Below are 23,202 nucleotides of genomic sequence, written 5' to 3' on the forward strand. Positions count from 1 at the left end.
TCGTTTTCAAGATTGAAGATTCAAAAATGCAGCCCCCCGGACACCACCGGTTGCACCGTATTTTGCTCTTCTGATTTCCGGACATTGTGCGATTGGTAACAAATAGCGCGAGATCCGTTGCGGCAGCTCCTGATAGAGCCGTTCAAAATTTGATAGTCCGCCACCAAGCACAACGGTATGCGGATCATGCGCCGTAAATATATTCCCGAGACATATCGCCAGCAATTCGATGAAAAAATCAATAAAGTCACTTGCTGTCTTATCATCTGCGTAAAAATTCTCAATGATCTCAACGGCAGGTTTGAATTGGCCGTACTGGTGCTGATACAACCCCTCAAAACCGCGACCAGAAATATAGCTCTCCAGACACCCTTGCTGACCACATCCACATTGGAATAAAGGCGGATTGTCTCCTAACCAAAACCATGCATCAATTGGTATCCGCATATGACCGACTTCTCCTGCAACATGATTTCTGCCGGAAAAGACTTCACCGCGATAGACAAGTCCGCCCCCAAACCCAGTGCCTAAAATCAGTCCCATGACTGAAGGACTGTCCCGCAGTGAGTCATCCCACGCTTCAGACAAGACAAAACAGTTCGCATCATTGTCTATCCGGACGGGGCGTTGTAGTCGTTTTTCCAAGTCGTGACGTAAGTGACGGCCATTGACACTCGGAATATTGGCCGTCAGCAACGAGCCATCATCAACACGTTCTGTGCCGGGAAGTCCCACACCAACTTGACCAACACAGCCCAAAATTTCATCATACTTTTCAACCTGCTCTGCGATCACTTTGATAAACTGGTCGTAATCCTTCAGCGGGGTTGGCAAGCGTTCGGTTGCGACTCGGGTCAAGGTTGTATCGAATGCACCAAACTCAATTTTCGTTCCACCGACGTCAAAGCCATAGTACATGGCGCGCCTCCTTCATAATACGATAATGATCATTGTGTGACCGTTGCGGGCAGAGCCCCTGACGGTGACACTGCGTATCAGGAGACTATTTGCATACGAAAACCATACATACATTTGGATGTGATGCAACCAAGCTACCCATCACAATCGTACGGTTTGACCGTATTCCAATGCAGAACAATGATACATCCAGACATGAGCCGGTGCCAAACATGATGCTCGGCACCGCAATAAGATGGGATTTAAGCAGATGCAGCGGCTGTAGCAGTCGCTGATAATTGATGTGGTGCTAATTGATATTGTGACAGCATGGCCTGCTGCTGGTTGGCGATGTCGGAAACCTGCCCGGCACTACCGACGACTTCCTGTAAACTTAACGCCGTTTGTTGCCCTTGTTCAGCAATTAAAGCGATGGAATGATTCACCTCTGCTGTGGCTTTTTCTTGCTGTTCTGCTGCGACAGAGATCTGCTCAACCCGCGCACAAATACCTTGCACCGATGATTCAATCGAGGTAAATGATGATTTGACGTCTTCTCCTGATTCTAATGCCAGTGACATCTGGAGGCGCGAATCATTCACAGCCTGACGAGAACGATTCGCCGAGGTAACCAGCTCTGACATCAACTGACGAATGTTGGTGGTCTGCTCCGACGTACCGCTCGCTAACTTTCTCACTTCATCTGCGACAACAGCAAATCCTCTGCCCTGCTCACCCGCTCTGGCAGCTTCAATCGCTGCGTTTAATGCCAGCAGATTGGTATTATCAGCAATCCCGCTGATCAGATTGACCATCCCCTGAATTTGATCAACCCGCTCAACTAACTCATTCATTGCCTCATCACTACTGTCCAGTCGAGCATTGAGAGATTTCAATGCATCCTGATTCTGAAGCAGCACTTCGAGCCCTTTCTGAGCATGAGAAACGGATAGTTGGCTTTCCTGATGGGTCTCACCGGTAATTGATGCGATGTCACTAACCGATGCTTCGATTTCCGTCATGGTTGTACTCATGCCTGCCAGCGCTTCATTCTGGTGTGTCAAACGTCGTTGACTACTTTCTGAAGCTTGATGACTGATTTCAGAAGCCTGATAGAGTGATGAGGACGTTTCCGTAACTTGATTGAGTGACAGACGGATCGCGTCAATCACTTCATTCAGATTTCTGGCAACCCGTCTCAGTTCTGACGGGCCTGATTCAATCAGCGTATCCGAGAAGTCTTTTTGCGCGAGAGAATGCAATTCTTTCAGAATATGACGCAGGCTATGCAGCACCCAGCGACGTAAAAGAAACCAAACCATCACCAAAACAAGAATCGCAATCACCATGAACCATATCTGAGCCGTGGTTGTCAGACTGAGCGTTTCTTTTACCAGAGACTGATTCTGCTTAATCTGCTGACTGGCACCCTGTGAAATTTCATCCAGTTTTTGAATGGTTTGGGTTGCAATATCGATCGCTTGATTGAGTTGCTCATCCTGTTTGTGGATCAGGTCAATTTGAGCCAGTACCTGCTTGATGACACCGTGGTCAGCAAACCCTTTCTCCATGAGTTCGTAAGGTGCCGTCAGACTGGCAAACTCAGACACTTCAGGATACATTTCCCGAAAATCATCAAAAGCCAGTGACACTGCAGATTCTCGGGTTCTCAGCGTTTTATAAAATTGTTGCGCAGCCGCTTCATCTTTCTCCATCATCAGCATCAAAAACAGACTTTCCATTTTGGCGGCATTCGCGACAAAACGATTTGCAGCATCCATTGCTTCCGGATTTTCAAAAGCCAACATGTTGGCAATCCGGTTCATTTCCGGTCCGATAGAACTCACACCATAACGAAAAGTATCTGCGGCATCTTTTAATTGCACTTGCTCTTTTAACTTCTCAGCTTGTATCGACATCAATGAACGGCTGAGAGAGGCAAAGGTCTCCACATTGTGAATAATCGTATCAGCCTGAGCCTTGGTGAAACTGCTCTGCTGAACCGTATCGTCCGCCTTTTGCGTGAGCTGTTCTAGCAGACCTTGCGTGGCATTGATTTTTTGATCAATGTCAGCACGAATCTGAGTCAGTTGATCTTGTTGTGCGGTGCGAATACCGGCACTCATCAGCTTGGTATTCTCTAGAATTGCTTGCACAAGTTGTGCATTGGTAATTGCCAGAGGGAATGCCCGGTTAGAGAGGTGATCAAAGTGTCCGGCGACAGAATGGAGCCCGCGGAGTCCCTGATAAGAAAGCAGCACAACAAACAGAATAAAGGCTACGAAACAAGCGCTGATGATTCTGATAAGGGAAGATGAGGAAAAAAATTTGAAAATATTTAGCATCTGAGTTGGTCATCTGGTGAATACCTGCGTTGATGCTAAGAATAAAAAATTTCAGCCGTGTAACAGTTATATGACAAATACGTGACAGTGATAGTAATATTACTAAATGCTAACATGACAACTAATTATTCTTCATACTCAGTCATATTTTGCAACAGCCGTGTCAAACAGATTCTTCATTAATGAGACAAATTCATCCAGAAAACTAATCTGCTCATTGGTTGCTTTTTTCTTCCAGCACCCAGCCAGCACTTCTTCCAAATCTTCGGCAACCAGATCCGCTTCTTTCAGAAGTTGAAAACGGACACTTGAGTGAAGGTCAGGATTCTGTTCGAAAATATCCATAATATTACTTGCGACTAAATCCGTCACAACGTCTTCAACACTCTCCTGACCGATATCACCTTCGTGCATGAACACGTCGAGATTTAATGAGAGATGCTCGATCAATGCCAAATAGCCTTCGGTTTCTACAACCACTTTTGTACTCCACGATGATTCATGTCTAAGCCAGCGATTACTTCTATTCTAATTATAGAACGCAATTTTTACAGTAGTACTGTTCAGAAAATTATTGTTTTTGAACGTTTAGCACAGTCTATAGATAATTTGTAACAAATTTCAAGAACAGAATGTTCCAATCGGAACAGCAGAATATGCATTAAATCACACAATTCAGAGGATGTACCCTATCCAAGTCACTATTAATTATAAAGAATAGGAAAAATAATTCACTCTCACCTAGACTTACGAAGGCGTCGTTGCGAGGTAATCGTTATGTGGCAAGGTATCATAGAACAACTATCACTTACATTAGGCAAAGAGTTTCAACTTCATGAGAGACAAAAAATTCATGGTGGTGATATCAATGCCAGCTATGTCATCAGTGACGGACAAGAGAAGTATTTTGTCAAAGTCACGGAGAAAGATGGACTCTCACAATTGATTTGCGAGCAAGATAATCTCAAGGCTCTTGCGCGCAGTCATTGTGTCAATCTTCCCAAAGTACGATTGGTCGGCAGTTCAAAGACGCATGCTTTTCTGGTGCTGGATTATATCCATTTAAAACCGTTGGAGAGCGGAGAACGCAGTTACCTTTTCGGTGAACAGTTAGCTCGTCTCCATCAATGGGAAGAACAAAAAGAGTATGGCTTTGATCAGGATAACTATATTGGTGTGACCATCCAGCCCAATTCATGGAACAAAAAGTGGCATCGTTTTTTTGCCGAACAGCGAATCGGCTGGCAATTGCAACTGCTTTATGAAAAAGGCATCGTATTTGTTGATATCAATAAATTTGTCGATATCATCGCCCAGCGACTTGGATCTCATCAACCCAAACCTTCATTACTCCATGGTGATTTATGGCACGGAAATGTGGCAGACAACGGACTCACCCCCTTCTGTTTTGATCCCGCCAGTTATTGGGGGGATCGAGAATGCGATATTGCCATGACAGAGCTATTTGGTGGATTCGAACCTGAGTTCTATCAGGGGTATGAAAGTATTTTACCGTTAGAATTGGCATATCAGGAACGCAAGCATATTTATAATCTCTATCACATCCTCAATCACTGTAACTGCTTTGGCGGCCATTATCTTGATGATGCCCAACAGTCGATTCGCTATATTTTAGAAGAATCATAGTGAGGTAATCATCACCGGACTTGAGACGATTCATCATGAGAGAAGACACTAGGAATTAAGCGACAACTGGTTCAAAATACCGACGACACTGTCACACGGGTATAACAGGAGAAATAACGATGTTCACAGGTATCATTCAGTCGGTCGGTCTTATCTCATCAATCAGTGACCACAAGGGAATAAGAACATTTAATATTGAGTTTGAACCTGGTTTTTGTACCAACCTGGAAATTGGGGCGAGTGTTGCTGTTGATGGCGTTTGCTTAACGGTGACAGAGATAGTCACCAGCACCACAGTGAAGTTTGATGTTATGCTTAAAAGCCTGGAGATTACGACGCTCAGTGAATACGGGCAGAACCAAAGAGTCAACGTTGAACGTGCCGCAAAAGATGGCGCCGAAATTGGCGGCCACCCACTCTCGGGACACATTGATTTCAAAACGTCAGTGCTTGACGTGCAACAAATCGATGACAACTATCGTGTCCGTATTTCAGCACCGCGCGAATGGGGTAAGTATATTTTCCCCAAAGGGTATATTGCTTTAAATGGTGCCAGTCTGACGGTGTCGGATGTGAATAAAAATGAAGGCTGGTTTGATGTTTGGTTGATCCCGGAGACCCGAAGAATGACCGCTTTCGAAGAAAAGCAGAGCGGTTCAAACATTAATGTGGAAATTGAACGTGGTACGCAAGTCATTGTAGACACGGTTCGCGATGCCATTGATGAGAAAATGGGCGCTTTAATGCCATTATTCGAGCAGTTCTTAGTCTCAAATAACACCGATGTTGAGTCTATCGGTCAAGCCGCTCAAAAAGCACTCTCCAAGTCCGACCACTCATAATCGGTTGCATGCTCAGCGAGGGGCAGAGCCCTTCGCTTTAGTCATACCAAGCACCAAGCGCAACTATATGAATATCAAAGATCTTTTTTGCGCGCTCTTCGAACCGCTTTTACTGTACTTTGAACGATTCCTATCAACATTCTTGCTGCCTCCTGAGTATGACAGTGATAGAATATATTCAGACGACATCCATATGACGCGAATATAATAGCTGCATTGAATATCGTTAAGCAGGGATATGCAAGATGAGGTGACTCCGGTTTATCCATGTCATCTCAAGCAGGGCTCAGGCTATCGGGCTGCAGTAATATACCGAATGACACGCAAGATATCGAATACGATCGCTGTCTGGAACATTGGGGTATATATGAATAGCAGTGAATTTAACTCGTTTTATTTTTTGTCTCATTGGGTAATTTTGTGCATCTCTATAAAGCAGAAACAAAAAAATTATTTAACCTTGCAGTTCCCGTTTTAATCGCCTCAGTGGCGCAGACGGGAATGGGGTTTGTTGACACCGTTATGGCTGGTGGTGCCAGCGCTGTCGATATGGCCGCTGTTGCCGTCGCCGGTAGTATCTGGATGCCAACGATTCTTTTCGGTATGGGGATTCTAATGGCCTTAGTGCCAGTCATTGCTCAGTTGAATGGTGCCGGCAAACAGAGCAGCATTCCTTACGAAATTCAGCAAGGCATCTATGCAGCGCTTTTACTGACAATTCCGGTCATTCTCATTTTATTGCAGACCAACCAAATTATGGTCTGGATGGATATCGATCTCCCTCTGGCGGTAAAAACCCGCAATTACATGTATGCCATGATGTTTAGTGCGCCGGCCTTCTTGCTCTTTCAAGCGCTGAGAAACCTGACGGATGGGATGTCGATGACCAAACCAGCTATGGTGATTGGTTTCCTCGGCTTACTGATTAACATTCCTTTGAATTGGATCTTTGTCTACGGTAAGTTCGGTGCACCGGCATTGGGCGGTGTGGGGTGTGGGGTCGCGACAGCGATTGTCTATTGGCTGATGTTCTTGATGTTATCTTTTTATATCGTCACAGCAAAACGACTGGCACCGTTCTCCCCTTTCAAGTCACTTTCTCGTATCAATAAGAAAGAACAAATACGGATTTTCAGTCTGGGGCTACCGGTCTCGGCTGCCATTTTCTTTGAAGTGTCACTCTTTGCCGTGGTTGCCCTTCTTGTTGCCAAATTGGGGGCAACCGTTGTTGCTGCACACCAAATCGCCGTTAACTTCTCATCGATGGTATTTATGCTCCCGATGAGTATCGGTGCTGCGGTCAGTATCCGTGTGGGCCATAAGCTGGGTGAAGATGACTTTGATGGATCGATCATTGCCTCAAAAGTCGGCATCGGCTTAGGTCTCAGTACAGCGGTGATCACCGCAACATTAACGGTCTTGTTCCGTGAACAACTGGCTTGGATGTATACAGATAATCTTGAAGTCATTGCATTGGCGGCTCATCTGCTGTTTATTGCCGCGATTTATCAATGCACCGATTCAATTCAAGTTGTCTCTGCCGGTGCCTTGCGAGGCTATAAAGACATGAAGTCCCTTTTCTACATTACTTTTATTGCTTATTGGCTATTCGGACTGCCTTTCGGTTGTATTCTGGCCTTTACCAACTGGATTGTAGAACCCATGGGCGTCGCCGGATTCTGGGTCGGATTCATCATTGGCCTCTCTTCAGCAGCATTGATGCTGGGCGCTCGACTCGGATGGATCTTCAAACAACATGCGGTGCCTAAACTGAATGTGGCTTCGTCATAATCACCTGATGATTTGCCAATAACGGGGATGCATTGCATCTCCGTTATTTTTTTGAGTCTCACTGACCTGAAATATCCGTTTTCCATTTTTACACCCAGTCATTGCTATACTCAGCCATATCTAAACCCGGTCATAAAACATCGCAATACGCAGATTCAGGGCAACCATTCACGGAGAAAGCGCGCAAAGCGAGGTTTTCCTTTCGCCGTCATCCGGTCATAACGATAAGTAATCCAGCTCCCGATAGTCGGTGGAGACGCTCTCTGCTGATCGGTTAAACCACTCCCAACATAAAATTCTACCCCTTGGCGATTCCTGACCAACAACGCCCCGACTTGATTTCGATACTTCCCTTTTCCGTTTTTGTAACCAACTATCTGCGCTTCATCATCCCGATAAGGTTTTATCTTGAGCAAAGTATCACTCCGGCCAGAATGATAGACAGCATTCCAGTCACGCAACATGAGCCCTTCACCATTCGCTTGGGTAATACGCTGCATCAATTTGTCCAGCGCCTTTTGAGATGTCAGAGCAAATTGCTCAATCAGGTGAATATGGGCGGTGTCGGGCTGACTGAATAGCCATGAGGCAATTTTATGATAGCGCTGATGATAAGGACCGATACCAAAGGGAATATCGAACAGCATAAATGACATCTGCTGCCAGCTTTTCGGATCAGGACGCTGATCCAAAATTGTCTGCTGAACCAAGTGAAATTGCCCTCTTCCGGCCCAGAGTTCCCCCTCTACCGGAAACGGTGGCAGTTGGCGTAAAAACCACTGCGGTGCATGAATTGGCGTACCATTTCGAGTCCGTAACTGCCTGCCGTCCCAGACACCCCGAATACCATCCAGTTTTTCGCTGGCTCGGTAGTGGTTGAATTCAAGTTCATAACGGCCGGGAGTATATGTGTTGGCCAGCATGACTTGTTCAGGAGAGTCATCATGTAATCCGGCATCGGCCCCCTGTGACAGCATCAGGAGCGAAAGAAGAGTCATTTTTATTTTCACAGCGGCAATATCCTGTTATCGGTTGATCGGTCGATAACATGACAGCGAGTGTGAAGGGCGTCATCTCATGTCTGGCTTGAATTCGAGGGAGTATTCGGTTTCTCATTCACCAGCAACATGATGGCTCATCAATGTTGTGATATGACTCGCAACCCGCCGCTAAGATTCTCGGTTCTGTCGATATACATGCAGCTGAGTCAGATATTTAATCCAGCTTTTAGCTTCGCGAGACGGGTGAAGCCGATCAGCCTTCTTCGCTTGACTAAGCGCCTGCTCAAATTGGTTCAGCTTGTAAAGTGCTTGCGTCCGTAACAGCGCAATATCGGCTGGTTTATCATGTCCTTGTAACAAAGCCAATGCATCGAGCGCATGCTGATAATTGCCCTGCTGAAGCTGTAAACGCGCGACGTACCGATAATATTTTTTATCGTGTTGTGCAGCGAGCTGCCAGTTTTCAATCGCTTTATCCCACTCTTTTGCCTGCTGCCAGTAGTATGCCGTTTGGATAATCTCTTCGAGTGCCGGTGTCGGTTGCGCCACCACCCCAGCCATGACCCGGGCCGCTCTTTCCGGAATACCGTTTTGTGCATATAGATTCGCGAGCAATTTCAGGTTTTGCTCAGAAAGTGCCACCCCTTTCAAGCGCGCGAGTTCTAACGAAGCAAGCGCCGAACGGAACTGTTTCGTTTTGATCTCCATATTCACTAACTGTAGCCACAAGTTGCGTTGGTCCGGTTCGAGTGTCAATAATCGTTTAATGGTCGGAATCGCTGCTTGATAGCGAGTGAGCTGGATTTGTGCGCCCAGTTTAATTGAGAGTGGTGTCACCGCATCCGGCAGCCGGAATTGTTCATATCGGGAGATTGCAGCCAATGATTGTTGCCACTGAGATAACTGATAATAAATTTGTCCGATCCGAAGCCAGAGTTGAGACACGTCTTTTTTCGGTGGTGCCGCTTCTGCCAGTTGCCGATAATAGGTAACGGCTTCTTGATACTGATGATCATTGGCTAGCAAATCAGCCAGCATCCGCTTAGCCGTCCAAGCCAGATCATCTTTGAGCTGACCAGATGTGACCGCGTAACGAGCCTGCTCAATCGCCGGTTGACTTTGTTCATTTTGCCAGTAGTAATTGGCTAAGATTAACGCAACATAAGCCTGATCTTGTGGTTTCGCTGCGGTGACCGCCCGCAATGTCTGAATCGCTTGTTCCAACTGCTGCTGTTCAGCCTGTTTTTGCGCTTGAACCACTTGAGCGGCGACATGACGACTCAGTTCCACCGCGGAGACAGTGCTGGTATATAACCATAACAAACCGATAAAAATATATTTCATCTTCATTTATCCATCTCAAACTTGATGATCTGAGTCATCCCCACCTGCTTCTCCGCCTTGCCGTTGACAATTCTGGGCTGAAACTTCCACTGGCGGATCGCTCGTCTGGCCGACCGATCAAAGATCCGTTTCGGCTGACTATCAATCACTTGCACATTGACCGCCCGCCCACTTTCATCAATATCAAACTGTAAGGTCACCGAGCCTTCAATTTCTCGTCGCTTCGCCCGGGGCGGATAATCCGGTTTGATCTGATAGAGAGGAATCGCTTGCCGACTACCGCCGAGGGCACTGATATCAAATGCAGGTGCCTGAATCGCGACCCCTTCCAAACCGACAGATAATCCCAAATCAGGGACGGATGCCATCATCGGAACATGATCGACTGCCGACTGTTGCTGAGCGGCCGAAGTCATCTGTGGTGCTTCAGGCGGCTTTGGCTTTTCCGGCACAGTTCTCTGACGCCGTTGCACCGCATCATCCGGTTCAGTCATCACCATATTGAACTGCAAAGCACGGTGTTCTTCCGGTTTCTGGTGCGAGCCGTTATCCACCATCCAAGCCATAAAGCTAAACAGAGCGACAGAGAAAACAATGGCGACCGGCAGAGCACATAACCAGCGCATCATTACCGTTTCTCCGCTGCCAACGCGATTTGTTTAACACCGGCACTTTTGGCGGCGTCCATCACTTGGACGACCGTCCCGTTATAAGCGTGTTTATCGGCTTGAATCACCAAGGATGCATCGGGTTTATCCAGTAACATCTGTTCCAATGTAGCCTGCACCCTTTCAACATCGACACGCCGCTTATCAATATAAATATCATTCGCAGCCGTTATCGCCACAAAAACACCAGCCTGTTTCTGACTCACCGCATGGGCAGCTTGCGGGCGGTTGACTTCGACACCGGACTCACGCACAAAAGAGCTGGTCACGATAAAAAAGATCAGCATGATAAATACGATATCCAGCATCGAGGTCAAATCGACCTGTGCTTCATCCTGCTTTACTGAGCGTCTTCCCAGCCTCATAAACGACTCCTCAGCGATTTTTCGAGTTTCATTTCCAGCCACTGACATTTTTTATACAGTCGGGCATAGATAAACATCCCCACCAGCGCAGCAACCATACCCGCCATGGTCGGCAGTGTTGCCAGAGAAATGCCTGAAGCCATCAGTTTCGGATTACTGCTGCCTTGATTCGCCATCACATCAAAGACCGAGATCATCCCCGTCACCGTCCCGAGTAACCCTAACATCGGGCAAATACTCACCAGCACTTTGATAAAATTCAGGTTCTGATACAGTGCATCGTGAGCCTGCCCCAGCCACCCTTCACGGACTGAGCGGGCATACCATGACGTCTGATCATCACGTTCCGTCCACACTTGGATCCAGTGACGCCTCTGTTTGGGAAACTGAAAAAACAGATAGATCAAGCGCTCAATCACCAGTAACCAGTTCAAACAAACAACCGCAGCCAACCACCAGAGCACCGTACCGCCCTGAGCCATAAAATGGTTCAGCGGTAGCAACAGTTGCTCAAACGGCATGAAGAAACTATCCATCACGCAGCATGCTCCAAATCATCTTTTGAGACTTGATCGTTCTCTGCTTGTGCAGCAACTAAACCAATCCCCTGCTTTTCAAGGATGGTCCGAATACTTTCTGCCTGAGAAGAAAGGATGTTGTGTGCCAGTAACATCGGCATTGCGGCAACCAATCCCAGCACCGTGGTGATCAGCGCCATGGATATGCCACCGGCCATGACTTTCGGATCCCCGTTACCGAACTGCGTAATAACCTGAAATGTTTCGATCATACCGGTCACCGTGCCGAGTAACCCCAGCATCGGGGCTAATGCGGCAAGTAATTTGAGCATTGACAACCCTTTTTCGAGATGACTTTGTTCATCAACAACAACTTCCAGTAAACGGAGTTCCAATGCTTCAACGCTACGATTTTTTTCTTTGTTATACACACTCAGCACCCGGCCTAACGGATTGTTGCCCGGTTGCTGAGGCGCTTTAAGCTGTGCTTTAATTTTTTGCTTGATCATCGCCAGAGAAATGCCTCGCAAAATCGCGATGACAAGACCAATGGCAAGCAGACCCAGAATGATATTTCCGACAACACCGCCCGCTTTTAACCGATCAAGTAAGGTCGGTACATTTGCAAGCTGAGCCAGCAAGGTTCCTTTTGACGGATCAATCACCAGCGGCTGGGTCTGACCGGCCAGTAATGGCGCAATGCTGCTCAGTGTCGGACCATCATCGGGTTGTTTGAGATAAGGGAACGCGATCTGCTTGTTGTCATCCCAGTTCATGTACCCTTGGGCGGATATCAGGCCAAATGAACCGAGACGGGCTGCGGCCTCCGTGCTTTTGACCCCGGAGTCATTGACATAAGGCACCTTCACTTGAGTGACTTCACCACTCGCGCGAATTTGTTCGTTCATGCTCTGCCACAAACCATTAAGCTGCTTGAGTGACGGCAGAGATTTCGCAGCGACAATATCATCGACAACAGGTGTATACGTCTGTCGATCAATTTGCGTTATCGAATGAGACAAATCTGATTTGAGGGTTTTGGCGTTTTGCCGCACCACACCGAATATTTCACCCAGAGAGCCCGTTTCAAGCCGGAGTTGTTCTTCCTGCTTCGCCAACGCGCTTTCATTGTGACTGAATTGGGACGTCAGTGAATCGATCTCTGTTTGCAGGTCAGCTTTGGCTTTTTGTAAACGTTTCGCTTCTGCTCGCAATGTTTGCTCGGTTTCTTGAAACGATTTTTCCCGCACTCGGTTATGTTGTCGTTCTTGCTGTTGTGCACTTTGGGCTTGATTGACCAAGGACGTCTGGCTGTTCTCGGCCATAACCGGCAGCGTCAGACTCAATAAACAAAGGCTGAGGCATACTTTCAATTTCATCTTATTTCGCCTCCGTGACAGCTAGAGAAACCGGCACATCCAATAAAGTCGGAGCAATATGTTGATTGGCTAAATCAAACGCCTGATTGATACGCGTTAACTGCGCTGTATCACCATGGATCCACTGATGAGATTGCATGTCCCACACCCAGAACACCTGATGATTTAAACTTCTTGCGAGCAGGCTTAAACGACCGATATGGAGAATATCAACTTCACGGGTCACACCATCCGATGTGGTCATTTCATCCTGATAAGTCGCGATCTTATTCCCGTAATCCATTTCGATTTGATAGGCCTCTAAAATACGACGATACTTTTCCGCCTCACTCACATCGGCTCTTCCCATCAACGTAGTCAGTTTTTCGACGCGCTCCCGGCGTTGGGCAAGCTTGATCGGCTTATCTTGTGCAATGATCTGTTTGAGTCCGTCGATCATGTGGTACATCAAAGGAACAATCCCCTGTCGGGTTTCTTTGATATCGCTGATTTGCTGCACCAGACTGGTCATCTCTTGGTTCTGACTATCAATCAATGTCTTCAAGTGATGACGATACACCTCTAAGTTATTGACCTCTTCTCTCAATCTTTCAATTGATGCTTTGAGTTCAATGGAGGCCGAGGCACTTTTATCAATCACTTTCTGGCTACGGACGGAGGCTTGATTGGTCTTTTTCTGAATGGATTGAGCCTGGTCTACTGGTGCTGCAAGTATTGGAAATGCTGTTAATGCAGCCAAAACGAATGCACTGGATCTAAAACGATTCATAAGAATAAAGTTGGTTGCGTCAAATTGCTCTCATCTTAATGAGAAAAAATCTCATTATCAATAGGTAAATCAAATCTACTGCTCGATTGGCATGAAATATACAGCCGCCACGCCACGCGCTGATTGGGACTGCTTTCTCCAGATATTCAGACTCGATGCTATCGTTTACAGCCACTTCAGTCTATTATTTGGGGCACATTTTTGTAAGGAGTAAACAATGCTGCCCCGAATCGTCGGACACCGCGGTGTCGCCGGAAGTTATCCGGAAAATACCATGGCCAGTATCATGGCCGCGATTGACCTCGGCCTCGAATGGATCGAAGTGGATATTCAACCCACCAAAGATCAGGCACTGGTTGTCTGTCATGACTATAAGATTAATCGGTGCAGTAACGGGCGGGGACGCATTGATGAATTGACACTCGATGCGCTGCAACAATTCGATTTCGGCAGTTGGTTTGCACCAAGCTTTGCCGGAGAGAGGATCATGACCTTACAAGAATTACTCAGAGTGGTGAAAGCCACAGGGATCCATGTCAATCTCGAAGTGAAACTCGATCATGATGCTGTCAGGCCGGTGATTGCTTCACTCAAAAAAGAGCTTGAAACGAGCAATGTCTCCCCCGATTCAATTTTATTATCCAGTTTTCACCATGACGTCATGCGTGAAATGAGTCATCAGCTTGCTGATTTTCGTCTCGGCGTTTTGGCGGAAAGAGCGAATATGAAAGTCATGCGGCTGATTGACGAAACATCAGCCTTCAGTTGCCACCTCAATGCCCGCTGGCTCACCAAAAAACAGATCAAAAAGCTGCGCGAAAAGTCAGTTGAGATTTGGTGTTATACCGTGAACAACCCACGCTTTCGTCGTCTGTCTGACGTGGATGCGATTTTCAGCGACTTTCCGCAACGATTTTTAGCACCGGCAACGGCACAAAAAACAGAAGGTTGATGCAGAAGTGTTTAATATAAGCTGATAGTCTGAATGCAATCTATCAGCTTCGTTTCCCCGATATGACTGGATCTTACAGGCTACTCTAAATTAGTTTTGTCCAATTCCTTTTTAAAACTGACTGTCCCCAAATTCACTGATTCCTATGCTCAACATCCCAAAATCTCATACTTTTTTCATACTTTTGTCGATCTAAAAACTGATAGCCTGTGAATGCACTGGCAAAATCCAGTGTCGGGATTAGGAACCCTGTCTTTCCTTCACAAGACATGTAAAATGCTAGCTGTGCTGGTATTTTCATGTAACTTCAGCACGCCTGAATTATGGTGGGCTGGATAGGGGCGCTTTGGCGCACCGTTTCTTGTGAGCGGTAGTTCCTAACCCTGTTCAGTTCACCACTCAAAGATTAGGAACCTTTGTGTGGTGGTATATCGTTCATCACAAGAAGAGGTTACAACCTATGTACGAAACCATCCCTTACGATCATCAATTCGCCCAAAAAGCCCGCGAATACCTGCGCCAGTTAGAAGAAATGTTTGAAGCCGAACAGCGGCACAACAGTCAAGAGCTGCGCAACGTGCTGCTGTATCTGAATAACCTGATTACCACCCATTACGTGCGCTATCATGAGGAGTCAGATGAATCAGATTTGGTATGATGATTGATTGGTTTATTTAATTTTCGAGCCGCAATTGCGGCTCGTTTTGATCAAGTTCTAAGAGCCGGCCCTGCTCGCGGGACTGAATCACATGCTGAGCATCGTAGGTGTATTGTTTGCGAGAAAATTTTGATGATTAAAACGGTGGTAACTATGCCCCATAGTGTGCCAGCCTAAGACTTGGGACTCATTTATTTTGTCATTCATTGACCTGCTTTTACTAATGAATAATTATGTACTTAGTTTGGTATGGTGTGTTAGGCAGAGATTGTCTGTAATTGTCACGTTGGTTATACAAAATTATTAGTGAAAACAAATTGATAAAAAATTAATTCTGTATTTTCTGCTGAGTTTATACAGACAGAGTCTAGTTAAAAGGTACTGTTATGCCTAAAGGAGCCGCATGGACTGGCTTACATTTCTTTCTTCTGTAATAGATTCGATTGCGTGGCCATCAGCTCTGATTGTAGCCGTTGTTTTGCTTTGGACTGAGTTGGTAGAGGCAATAGGCCGGATTCAGAGCATCAAGCACAAAGAAACTCAGATTGAATTCAGCAATCATATTCAAGAAGCGAGCCGGGAAGCTGAGAGTTCGCTGCCAGAACTGGCTCTGCCCGAAACAAAGGAATTTACACGGCGCTTAGAGTTAGCTGAGCTTTCGCCAAGAGGAGCAATTCTTGAATCATGGCTAGACGTCGAGGTTGCCTTGGAGGAAATGGGAGCGAGGTATGGGATTCCCGCAGAGGAGATGAAGAGCTCAAACACGCACATGCTTCAGCTCAAGCTCGCAGATTACAATACGTTAGGCAAAGGAACATTTGGCCTACTACAACTTTTGAGGGAAACGCGTAACAAGGCTGTTCATCTTACTGACAAAGAAGTTAAAACCGATGCGGCCAAAGAATACGTTTCCATGGCTAATCGTATAGTTACGCTGCTTCGAGAGGCATAACCAGCCGCTGTTGCCGGACAATTTTTCCACCGCTTCGCGGCTCCAAAATTGCCGCAAAGCTCAGCGTTAGAGAAAAAATCAATGAGAGCACCATTTCAAGTATTAGTATTTCCGTATCAAATACTCAATGAACAACCTCGTTACTTGATCGGAAAACGAAGTGATAATGGTGTATGGCAAGCTATTTCAGGCGGCGGTGAAGATAGTGAATCATTTATCGAGGCAGCAAAGCGTGAACTTAAAGAAGAAACTAGTTTAATTGGCTGTGATTGGCAGCAATTGGACTCATTGTGTATGCTCCCCAAAGTGTACTATGCTGGCCATGAAAATTGGACTAATCATCAGTTTGTAGTGCCTGAATATTCTTTTTCAGTTCGGGTGTCTACTGAGCCTCAGCTATCAAATGAGCATACAAAATTTCGTTGGTGTGGTTTTCAAGAGGCTAGTGAACTTTTGAAATATGACTCAAACAGAATAGCCTTATGGGAACTTAATCAAAGGCTTAAGAGTAATCTTTGAAAAATCGCATAACAAACGATTAAGATTTCAAGGTACTTTTCTAATCTAGTTCATGGGGTTGGAGCATCATATCTAACTCATTTATGTCCAGAAGTGTGCTGAGGGGCATGAAACACGAAAATGCCCCAAAGTGAGCTGGCACAATTTTTTCTCTTCAACTTAGATACGCGTTTTTTGCAATACTTGAATTCATGATAGCTAGAAGTCATGACCTAAGCCTATTTTGTTGATGTTGCCAAAGTTATTATTCAGAACTGTGTTTTGGAGGGATTGGATGAAACACTATGCATGGCAATCTAGTTGACCATTAATTTTTATTCACTTAAAATGTGATATGCATCACACTTTAATTGAGCGGGGATATATGAATCATCAACAATTCAAAACTCAGTGTTCTTATTGTCAGGCAGAAATTGATTGTTATTTACCAGTTGGAAAGTTATTAAGCTTCAGTAGTAATTATACCGTTGAGTGCTCAGTTTGCGGAGCAAATCATGTGTTCAAACTTCCTTATGGCACGTCAGGCTTCTTTTCCAGCGACCTTGCAAAAGGCAATCCGATGCTCGAGGAATTATAGAGGCGGCATGAATAAAAGATTTTCTGGACGAGATCCATTACGTAAATGGCTGGCTACTGTCAGTGGTGTGGTGATTTCAACCATTGTGTTGGTCAATGATGTGGACAAACTGGTGATCAATACCACTAACCCTAAGATGCTATCTCAACTTATTTATGAGCGTTCAAGCGAGTTTCTAGATCAACCATATTTGGTCAACTTTGAAAAGTCTGAGGATAAAAAAACAGATGTATCTATTGATTATTCAAAAATGATCATGGTTACTGCTTGGGAAGCAACATTAGCTCGTAATGGCAGGCGCATAGGTGGGTTAAAGCTTTTGCTCAAAGAGTTAGGCTCGTATCAGTACTGTTGTACGAGTATAATTGAAAATCGCGCCTTTAAAATTGCTGGTTTGTGGATAGTAGAGCCAACAATGCCAAACGAAATTGAAGAGCTAAAGTCAATCTTGGATAAGTTTGCGATATCATATGCTTTCAGTGATGGAAGTGGATTTATGACACTTAATAACTTTCGTTTTAATGGCAATGGAGTATCAATATACCCAGATATGCTAAGCAGCTAACAAATGCTCAAATCTCCAACATACTTTTCCTAATCCAATAGGAACGTTCTAGAGCATTAGATCTAACGAGTTTCTGTCCAAAAATGCCCCGTAGGATGCAGAATGTAGGTGTACGATGAAGTCACACGGTATAATCAAAACTGTCAGATCCAGTCGGGATGAATACAGATAAGCCAATAAACCGGAACGCCGTCCCGGTTCATTCACACATCTACTCATCAATCCCCAGATCTTTTGCCAGTGCCTGAATCTCTTTCAAATCCATCTGATTCACTTTGATCAGTTGGTTGACTTTACCCAAACGTTCATTGGCAGCATCTTGTTGATCACAAGCATCAGAATGGGCATCCCAAGAAGTACCTTGTAAATAAAGGTCACACTCTTTCTTCAATTCTTTCTTTTTCTGCTGGAGCGTGTCCCGCTCTTGTTCCAGTGACTCTAGGGATTGCTTTACTTTGAGTTCTTTCTGGAACAATTCTCGCGAACGCTCAAACATTGTCGCTTGAAGATCGGCCTGATGATTGAGCCGGTTATTCACTTTGTTGACCTGCGTGATCTTAGATTGCTCATTCGATAACTGCTTCGCCAGCGCTGTTTTTTCCTGCGTTAATTGGTCTATTTTTCCATTCAACACATCTAACTGTTGCTGGTAGGTATTTTTTTGCTCGGCCAGCTTCTGATCAAACTCTTTACTCAATTGCTGAATTTTCACATGCGTTTGTTGGTCTGAATCTACCAGTGTTTTCTGGTTGGCTTGTTCAAGCTGATGATAACGTGTTTCCAGTGTCTGATAACTCTGCTGCCAACTTTGCCCCGACAACAAGGCACCAATCAGTCCGCCTGCGGCAATACCGATGACGGCAGCAATACCAATGTAGAGATAAGTTCGTTTGTCTCTTTGTTCAATAACAACAACGTCTTCATCTCCATCATCCAAATTGTCAGATTGTTTATTCACAATAACTCCATCTGCTTTAACGTATTAGTTCACTTACAACAACGGCAATCAGGTAAATTACAAAAGCGCTACAAAGAACGACAATGATGCCCTTCTGTATGTTTTCACGAGTGTCGTATCGAACCAAAACATATGCAAGCGCAATCAAAACAATAATTGCAATGAGTCTAACCATAATTATTCCGCCTTACTCATCTGGGATTTATATCATGATTCTTTTATTTAAGGTCAGAGGAAAGTTGATAATACATCAAGTCATCATTTTTTATAGATTTACGTAAATTCTGTAAGTGACATCACAAATTTTTTGGATTAACATCAGCCCGTAAATCATCAAATCAGATGATTGTTCCAGTGAAGACTACAGGAGAGAGGTTGTTAACCTAATTTTAACATTAGAGCTAACATTTCCCACCGAAGAAGTAAATCTTTCAGGTGTATCACGCTTAATTTTGAGGAACGCTTAATTTTGAGGATACGAGGACTGTAGTTGGAGGAACCTCTGGAGAGAACCGTTGAATCGGTCGCCGAAGGAGCAAGTCCCATCCGGGATGAAACTCTCAGGCAAAAGGACAGAGGAGTGAAAGGCCCATTTTTGAAATTTATTCAACGCATCGTCCGTAATTTCAGGACGATCACTTTATAATCAACCTTTCCTCTTCTCCTTATTTGTACTTATTTTAAGGGGAAATCATGCAAAACCTGCAATCCATATTTAGTGCTATCGATAGTTTTATTTGGGGACCACCATTACTCTGTTTATTGGTCGGAACCGGTATCTACTTCACGTTCAGTCTCGGACTACTGCAATTTCGTCACCTGCCCACGGCGTTAAAACTGGTGTTTGGCCGTTCCCCGCAAGGGAAAACCGGTGATGTTTCCAGCTTTGCGGCATTATGTACCGCCCTCTCCGCAACCATTGGGACCGGCAACATTGTCGGTGTCGCAACCGCCATCAAACTCGGTGGACCCGGTGCGCTGTTCTGGATGTGGTTTGCGGCCTTGTTTGGTATGGCCACCAAATACGCAGAGTGCTTGTTGGCCGTTAAATATCGCAAAACCGATGAAAAAGGCCAGATGGTTGGCGGGCCAATGTATTTTCTACAGTACGGGGTCGGCTCAAAACTACTGGCAACTGCCTTTGCAGTGTTTGCGATTGGTGTTGCATTCTTTGGGATCGGAACATTTCCGCAGGTCAACGCGATTGTCGATGCATCACAACTCTCATTCGGGGTGTCCCGAGAACTCGCGGCCGGTATCCTGACGCTGCTCGTTGCCATTGTCACCATTGGCGGCATTCAGTCGATTTCGAAGGTTGCCAGTAAAGTGGTGCCGACCATGGCCTTATTTTATATTCTGGCCTGTCTGTCGATCTTAATCATGCAAGCGGATCAGTTTGTTCCTGCGGTCCTGCTGGTGATTCAGTCCGCCTTCACATCAACGGCCGCAACCGGTGGTTTTGCCGGTGCAACCATTATGTTAGCGATTCAGGCCGGTGTCGCTCGCGGGGTATTTTCCAATGAATCCGGCCTTGGCAGCGCACCGATGGCGGCCGCGGCCGCAAAAACCGATTCTTGTGTGCGACAAGGGTTGATCTCGATGACGGGGACATTCTTCGATACGATCCTGATCTGTACCATGACCGGGTTGGCGTTAATCCTCACCAATACATGGCAGGGGGATTTGTCCGGTGCCGCCATGACAACCCATGCGTTTGCGCTCGGTCTTGATTCAGCAACGGTGGGTCCGCTGCTCGTATCCATTGGATTAATCTTCTTTGCGTTTACCACAATTCTGGGCTGGAACTATTACGGTGAGCGTTGTGTCGTCTTCTTGTTCGGCACCAAAGGCATATTGCCCTATAAACTGATCTTCATCGCGCTGATTGCTTCCGGGTCATTTTTACATCTGGATTTAATCTGGATTATTGCCGATATTGTCAATGGCCTGATGGCAATTCCGAACCTGATTGGCTTGCTGATGTTGAGAAAAGTCGTCATTGAGGAAACCGCGTTATTCTTCCGCCACGGCATGATGAAGTCTGCGCCCACAGAAGCCTGAATACCGTTCAAGATTTAACGGTGAGTGGAGCGCGTCATGTGATCGATCACAGGCGCGCTCAATCCCGGTTCACCAAACCGTGTTGTATTTCCTGCTATAAACTGTTGCCCGAGTGACTCTTGCGACCAGAGCGTTAAATTCCCTTGCTCACACCGCCCCGTATCCAGATTCCAGTTCTTCAGCCAATCTGTTGCATCATTGTCATAAACACTCCGGCCGAGCAACCGCTGATAATGAACCACATTCGCGACCGTAAAATCAAACACCTGATCATAGTGCCAATAGCCATAAGGCGTCTCCAGATGTGTAATGTACTGCTGATCAATGGCTGAAATCTGTGGATAGACCAAACCGAGAAAAGCCGCGACATGACGAGAAAACGGAAATAACCGATATTGGTCTTCCACCAAGGCCATGACACGAATAAAAGCGACATACCATCCATGAATATCCGGCATCCCGAACCGTTGCCCGTATGTATCCAGCAACGACTCGCGCCAGACCATCTCAATCACATGATCAATCTGATTCGGTGACTGTATTTCCGCACAGTGCAGCAAATGACGTGATAATCGTTCAATATAACCAATGTCACCCAGCCCCATCCGTTGCCAGATAAATGCATCCTGATGCATCTCGCACTCCCGATGCTGTGGTTTATTCTGGTCGTAATCCCCGACTTTGAGCTCAATCACCGGATGAATGGTAATATCGGTGATCACATGGGCGAGAAACCCACTCAGCCAGGCAAAGGCACGATCCTGCTGCTCGCCATAGAGACGACGCACATGCGCAATCATACCGCGCACCAAATCACCGACATAGTGATAATGCATTCGATCAGCCCATGCTGCCTGAAGAGAATCGGTAATTTTCAGATAAGGAAAATCCGGAGAAACCGCCCCCATTTCGACGTAACGCTGATTCACCAGTAAAATACGTTGCATTCGGCTGGGTAAAGCATACCGAACATCACCTTGCATGAATGCCTGATTAACCGCTGTGATATGAGCAAATGCACCCGGCATAATAAACCTTCATCATTGATTACCCGATGATGACAAATTACGTGATTTTTATGACATTTATCTTGCATGAAAAGTGATAAATCCCGATGTAATCATCGCTTGCTGTGATTAAACATCTCTTGCTGTGATGGTTGTACGCTTTCTTCTGAACCAACACGCTGGCACCGGCTAAGCACGCATCTGCCAATCACACACCCAACGCATACTGTTTTGCGAACCGAGCCGCCTGACGAATCCGCTGAGTCGGTGTCCTTGCCGGTGAGGGAAAGTGAATCAGTTGATAAATCTCCGGATACGACTCCCCTGCCACCGCCGACTCACCCAACCAACCAATGATATTGAAGTAATTCAACTGATCCTGACGGGTGACAAATCCTTTCTGACGGGCAATCTGAGCATGAGCTTCAACCCAAAGATCCCCGCGATCTTGCTGGAACAGCACCTCAGGAAAATGGCGCTTCATATGGTGGTATATCGCTTCAAGTAGGCTCTGCCATGCAATATGGCTAAGTTGCTGCCACTGCACTGGCGTGAGTTGTAACGGTAAATCAAACTCGACCATCGGTTCAAAATCAGACCGGACGATGACTTTCCAGCCCAAAGACGTGGGTAACCAAACCTTATCCATCGGCAGCCAAAACCAATGACACGACGCGCTGAGTAACGTCCACGCAACATCTGCATGAGCCATATTGAGATAACTGGTCGTCCCATAAGGAGACAGCACCTGTATCTGCTGACGAAAATGTTCAGCGAGTGTCTCGATCGACCAGGATGAACAGAAGAAAAATCCCTCCGTCCCGCGCTGGTGTCGCAAAAACCATTGCTTCACTGAATCATCCACGGCCAACAGATAAGGCGACTGTTCTTCATCCGATTCATAGAGATACATAGCGGCCGATTCGACGATTGGCTCATCAGGGAAATAGCTTCGGTAATACGGTGGCAATTGGCGACCATCAACAAATAAATAGAGATGATCGCCCACCGTTGTCGGTATCCGATCCAAGGCTTGTTCAGGTTGCAACATGTTCATCGTGTAAAACCATCCACGATGAGCCGACGAGGTAACCAAACCGAACGATTCCACATATGGCGGGTATAACGAATAGAGGCATCGCAAGTGACTATCATGATTATTCCTTTTATAGATAGGCGAGAAACGGTTCCGTCAAAACACGACGGATTCAACAAATGGTTTAGCATACAATAAGTCTCATTTGAGAAATAATTTAAACTCATATGAGAAAAATCAATTCTATCAATATTCTTTCCATTATGAAGATGCCATTTTGCTGTTTAGATCACTTTTGGGAGTCACTTAACAAATAAAACCCATAATAAAAATCACATAAAAATCAATAAG

Annotated in this window: 22 protein-coding genes and 1 riboswitch; of the genes, 9 read left to right on the forward strand and 13 right to left on the reverse strand. The window is 45.8% G+C overall.

The annotated features are described in order from the left end of the window. Positions 1–6: 6 nt before the first annotated feature. The 3 genes from nagK to OCU60_RS08675 all read right to left on the reverse strand — a co-directional run bounded on the left by nagK (position 7) and on the right by OCU60_RS08675 (position 3,722). Entirely contained in the window at positions 7–918 is a 912-nt protein-coding gene (gene nagK, locus OCU60_RS08665; RefSeq protein WP_074372490.1) for an N-acetylglucosamine kinase, read from the reverse strand. Between the two features lie 242 nt (positions 919–1,160). Further along, a complete protein-coding gene (locus OCU60_RS08670; RefSeq protein WP_074372491.1) occupies positions 1,161–3,242 on the reverse strand; it encodes a methyl-accepting chemotaxis protein in 2,082 nt (693 codons plus the stop codon). A 138-nt stretch (positions 3,243–3,380) separates the two neighbouring features. Beyond that, positions 3,381–3,722 (reverse strand): DUF3802 family protein, encoded by a 342-nt coding sequence (locus tag OCU60_RS08675; RefSeq protein ID WP_074372492.1) that lies wholly within the window; start codon positions 3,720–3,722, stop codon positions 3,381–3,383. A gap of 297 nt (positions 3,723–4,019) precedes the next feature. Between OCU60_RS08675 and OCU60_RS08680 the strand changes: the two genes are divergently transcribed. From OCU60_RS08680 to OCU60_RS08690, 3 genes are all read left to right on the forward strand, one after another. Continuing rightward, a complete protein-coding gene (locus OCU60_RS08680) occupies positions 4,020–4,889 on the forward strand; it encodes a fructosamine kinase family protein (RefSeq protein WP_074372493.1) in 870 nt (289 codons plus the stop codon). A gap of 119 nt (positions 4,890–5,008) precedes the next feature. Beyond that, positions 5,009–5,731 (forward strand): riboflavin synthase subunit alpha, encoded by a 723-nt coding sequence (locus OCU60_RS08685; protein ID WP_074372494.1) that lies wholly within the window; start codon positions 5,009–5,011, stop codon positions 5,729–5,731. Positions 5,732–6,151: 420 nt separating this feature from the next. Continuing rightward, positions 6,152–7,522: an MATE family efflux transporter gene (locus tag OCU60_RS08690; RefSeq protein WP_074372495.1), complete on the forward strand. Its 1,371-nt coding sequence runs from the start codon at positions 6,152–6,154 to the stop codon at positions 7,520–7,522. Between the two features lie 155 nt (positions 7,523–7,677). Here OCU60_RS08690 and OCU60_RS08695 read toward each other — a convergent pair whose 3' ends face one another. The 7 genes from OCU60_RS08695 to OCU60_RS08725 form a co-directional block, all read right to left on the reverse strand. Further along, the gene (locus OCU60_RS08695) at positions 7,678–8,520 is read right to left on the reverse strand and encodes a DNA ligase (RefSeq protein WP_083602609.1); all 843 of its coding nucleotides are present in this window, start codon (positions 8,518–8,520) and stop codon (positions 7,678–7,680) included. 171 nt (positions 8,521–8,691) lie between these two features. Continuing rightward, positions 8,692–9,867: a tetratricopeptide repeat protein gene (locus tag OCU60_RS08700; protein ID WP_235862160.1), complete on the reverse strand. Its 1,176-nt coding sequence runs from the start codon at positions 9,865–9,867 to the stop codon at positions 8,692–8,694. A gap of 2 nt (positions 9,868–9,869) precedes the next feature. Continuing rightward, positions 9,870–10,496, reverse strand: coding sequence for an energy transducer TonB (locus OCU60_RS08705; protein ID WP_074372498.1), 627 nt, complete (start codon positions 10,494–10,496; stop codon positions 9,870–9,872). Then, positions 10,496–10,900, reverse strand: a complete 405-nt coding sequence (locus tag OCU60_RS08710; RefSeq protein WP_021020272.1) for an ExbD/TolR family protein — start codon at positions 10,898–10,900, stop codon at positions 10,496–10,498. Before OCU60_RS08710 ends, OCU60_RS08705 begins: the two co-directional genes overlap by 1 nt. After that, a complete protein-coding gene (locus OCU60_RS08715; protein WP_074372499.1) occupies positions 10,897–11,436 on the reverse strand; it encodes a MotA/TolQ/ExbB proton channel family protein in 540 nt (179 codons plus the stop codon). Before OCU60_RS08715 ends, OCU60_RS08710 begins: the two co-directional genes overlap by 4 nt. Then, complete coding sequence (locus OCU60_RS08720; protein ID WP_074372500.1) at positions 11,436–12,797, reverse strand: MotA/TolQ/ExbB proton channel family protein; 1,362 nt, start codon at positions 12,795–12,797, stop codon at positions 11,436–11,438. Before OCU60_RS08720 ends, OCU60_RS08715 begins: the two co-directional genes overlap by 1 nt. Position 12,798: 1 nt before the next feature. Then, positions 12,799–13,566, reverse strand: coding sequence for a DUF3450 domain-containing protein (locus tag OCU60_RS08725; protein ID WP_074372501.1), 768 nt, complete (start codon positions 13,564–13,566; stop codon positions 12,799–12,801). A gap of 217 nt (positions 13,567–13,783) precedes the next feature. Here OCU60_RS08725 and OCU60_RS08730 point away from each other — a divergent pair, with 217 nt between their 5' ends. The 5 genes from OCU60_RS08730 to OCU60_RS08750 all read left to right on the forward strand — a co-directional run bounded on the left by OCU60_RS08730 (position 13,784) and on the right by OCU60_RS08750 (position 17,789). Beyond that, complete coding sequence (locus tag OCU60_RS08730; protein ID WP_074372502.1) at positions 13,784–14,518, forward strand: glycerophosphodiester phosphodiesterase family protein; 735 nt, start codon at positions 13,784–13,786, stop codon at positions 14,516–14,518. A 460-nt stretch (positions 14,519–14,978) separates the two neighbouring features. Next, positions 14,979–15,176 carry a hypothetical protein gene (locus OCU60_RS08735; RefSeq protein WP_074372503.1) on the forward strand — a complete coding sequence of 66 codons (198 nt, stop codon included), beginning with the start codon at positions 14,979–14,981 and terminating at the stop codon, positions 15,174–15,176. A gap of 403 nt (positions 15,177–15,579) precedes the next feature. After that, complete coding sequence (locus OCU60_RS08740; RefSeq protein WP_074372504.1) at positions 15,580–16,128, forward strand: hypothetical protein; 549 nt, start codon at positions 15,580–15,582, stop codon at positions 16,126–16,128. An 81-nt stretch (positions 16,129–16,209) separates the two neighbouring features. After that, complete coding sequence (locus OCU60_RS08745; protein ID WP_074372505.1) at positions 16,210–16,647, forward strand: NUDIX hydrolase; 438 nt, start codon at positions 16,210–16,212, stop codon at positions 16,645–16,647. Positions 16,648–17,231: 584 nt separating this feature from the next. After that, the gene (locus OCU60_RS08750; protein WP_083602610.1) at positions 17,232–17,789 is read left to right on the forward strand and encodes a hypothetical protein; all 558 of its coding nucleotides are present in this window, start codon (positions 17,232–17,234) and stop codon (positions 17,787–17,789) included. Positions 17,790–18,000: 211 nt separating this feature from the next. Here the strand turns inward: OCU60_RS08750 and OCU60_RS08755 are convergent, their stop codons facing one another. Further along, the gene (locus tag OCU60_RS08755) at positions 18,001–18,747 is read right to left on the reverse strand and encodes a chromosome partitioning protein ParA (RefSeq protein ID WP_074372507.1); all 747 of its coding nucleotides are present in this window, start codon (positions 18,745–18,747) and stop codon (positions 18,001–18,003) included. 492 nt (positions 18,748–19,239) lie between these two features. Beyond that, positions 19,240–19,333, forward strand: a riboswitch (glycine riboswitch). A gap of 107 nt (positions 19,334–19,440) precedes the next feature. Between OCU60_RS08755 and OCU60_RS08760 the strand changes: the two genes are divergently transcribed. Next, positions 19,441–20,808, forward strand: a complete 1,368-nt coding sequence (locus OCU60_RS08760; RefSeq protein ID WP_074372508.1) for an alanine/glycine:cation symporter family protein — start codon at positions 19,441–19,443, stop codon at positions 20,806–20,808. 14 nt (positions 20,809–20,822) lie between these two features. Here OCU60_RS08760 and OCU60_RS08765 read toward each other — a convergent pair whose 3' ends face one another. Then, a complete protein-coding gene (locus OCU60_RS08765) occupies positions 20,823–21,836 on the reverse strand; it encodes a zinc dependent phospholipase C family protein (RefSeq protein ID WP_074372509.1) in 1,014 nt (337 codons plus the stop codon). A 187-nt stretch (positions 21,837–22,023) separates the two neighbouring features. Next, positions 22,024–22,872 carry a DUF4123 domain-containing protein gene (locus OCU60_RS08770; RefSeq protein ID WP_074372510.1) on the reverse strand — a complete coding sequence of 283 codons (849 nt, stop codon included), beginning with the start codon at positions 22,870–22,872 and terminating at the stop codon, positions 22,024–22,026. Positions 22,873–23,202 lie beyond the last annotated feature (330 nt).

It is taken from the genome of Vibrio spartinae, assembly GCF_024347135.1.
Classification (GTDB): domain Bacteria; phylum Pseudomonadota; class Gammaproteobacteria; order Enterobacterales; family Vibrionaceae; genus Vibrio; species Vibrio spartinae.

Coding starts and splice junctions, on each gene's coding strand:
- nagK (WP_074372490.1), bottom strand. CDS start 918: ATGTACTATGGCTTTGACGTCGGTGGAACGAAAATTGAGTTTGGTGCA.
- OCU60_RS08670 (WP_074372491.1), bottom strand. CDS start 3,242: ATGCTAAATATTTTCAAATTTTTTTCCTCATCTTCCCTTATCAGAATC.
- OCU60_RS08680 (WP_074372493.1), top strand. CDS start 4,020: ATGTGGCAAGGTATCATAGAACAACTATCACTTACATTAGGCAAAGAG.
- OCU60_RS08685 (WP_074372494.1), top strand. CDS start 5,009: ATGTTCACAGGTATCATTCAGTCGGTCGGTCTTATCTCATCAATCAGT.
- OCU60_RS08695 (WP_083602609.1), bottom strand. CDS start 8,520: ATGACTCTTCTTTCGCTCCTGATGCTGTCACAGGGGGCCGATGCCGGA.
- OCU60_RS08700 (WP_235862160.1), bottom strand. CDS start 9,867: ATGAAATATATTTTTATCGGTTTGTTATGGTTATATACCAGCACTGTC.
- OCU60_RS08705 (WP_074372498.1), bottom strand. CDS start 10,496: ATGATGCGCTGGTTATGTGCTCTGCCGGTCGCCATTGTTTTCTCTGTC.
- OCU60_RS08710 (WP_021020272.1), bottom strand. CDS start 10,900: ATGAGGCTGGGAAGACGCTCAGTAAAGCAGGATGAAGCACAGGTCGAT.
- OCU60_RS08715 (WP_074372499.1), bottom strand. CDS start 11,436: ATGGATAGTTTCTTCATGCCGTTTGAGCAACTGTTGCTACCGCTGAAC.
- OCU60_RS08720 (WP_074372500.1), bottom strand. CDS start 12,797: ATGAAATTGAAAGTATGCCTCAGCCTTTGTTTATTGAGTCTGACGCTG.
- OCU60_RS08725 (WP_074372501.1), bottom strand. CDS start 13,566: ATGAATCGTTTTAGATCCAGTGCATTCGTTTTGGCTGCATTAACAGCA.
- OCU60_RS08730 (WP_074372502.1), top strand. CDS start 13,784: ATGCTGCCCCGAATCGTCGGACACCGCGGTGTCGCCGGAAGTTATCCG.
- OCU60_RS08735 (WP_074372503.1), top strand. CDS start 14,979: ATGTACGAAACCATCCCTTACGATCATCAATTCGCCCAAAAAGCCCGC.
- OCU60_RS08740 (WP_074372504.1), top strand. CDS start 15,580: ATGGACTGGCTTACATTTCTTTCTTCTGTAATAGATTCGATTGCGTGG.
- OCU60_RS08745 (WP_074372505.1), top strand. CDS start 16,210: ATGAGAGCACCATTTCAAGTATTAGTATTTCCGTATCAAATACTCAAT.
- OCU60_RS08750 (WP_083602610.1), top strand. CDS start 17,232: ATGAATAAAAGATTTTCTGGACGAGATCCATTACGTAAATGGCTGGCT.
- OCU60_RS08760 (WP_074372508.1), top strand. CDS start 19,441: ATGCAAAACCTGCAATCCATATTTAGTGCTATCGATAGTTTTATTTGG.
- OCU60_RS08765 (WP_074372509.1), bottom strand. CDS start 21,836: ATGCCGGGTGCATTTGCTCATATCACAGCGGTTAATCAGGCATTCATG.
- OCU60_RS08770 (WP_074372510.1), bottom strand. CDS start 22,872: ATGAACATGTTGCAACCTGAACAAGCCTTGGATCGGATACCGACAACG.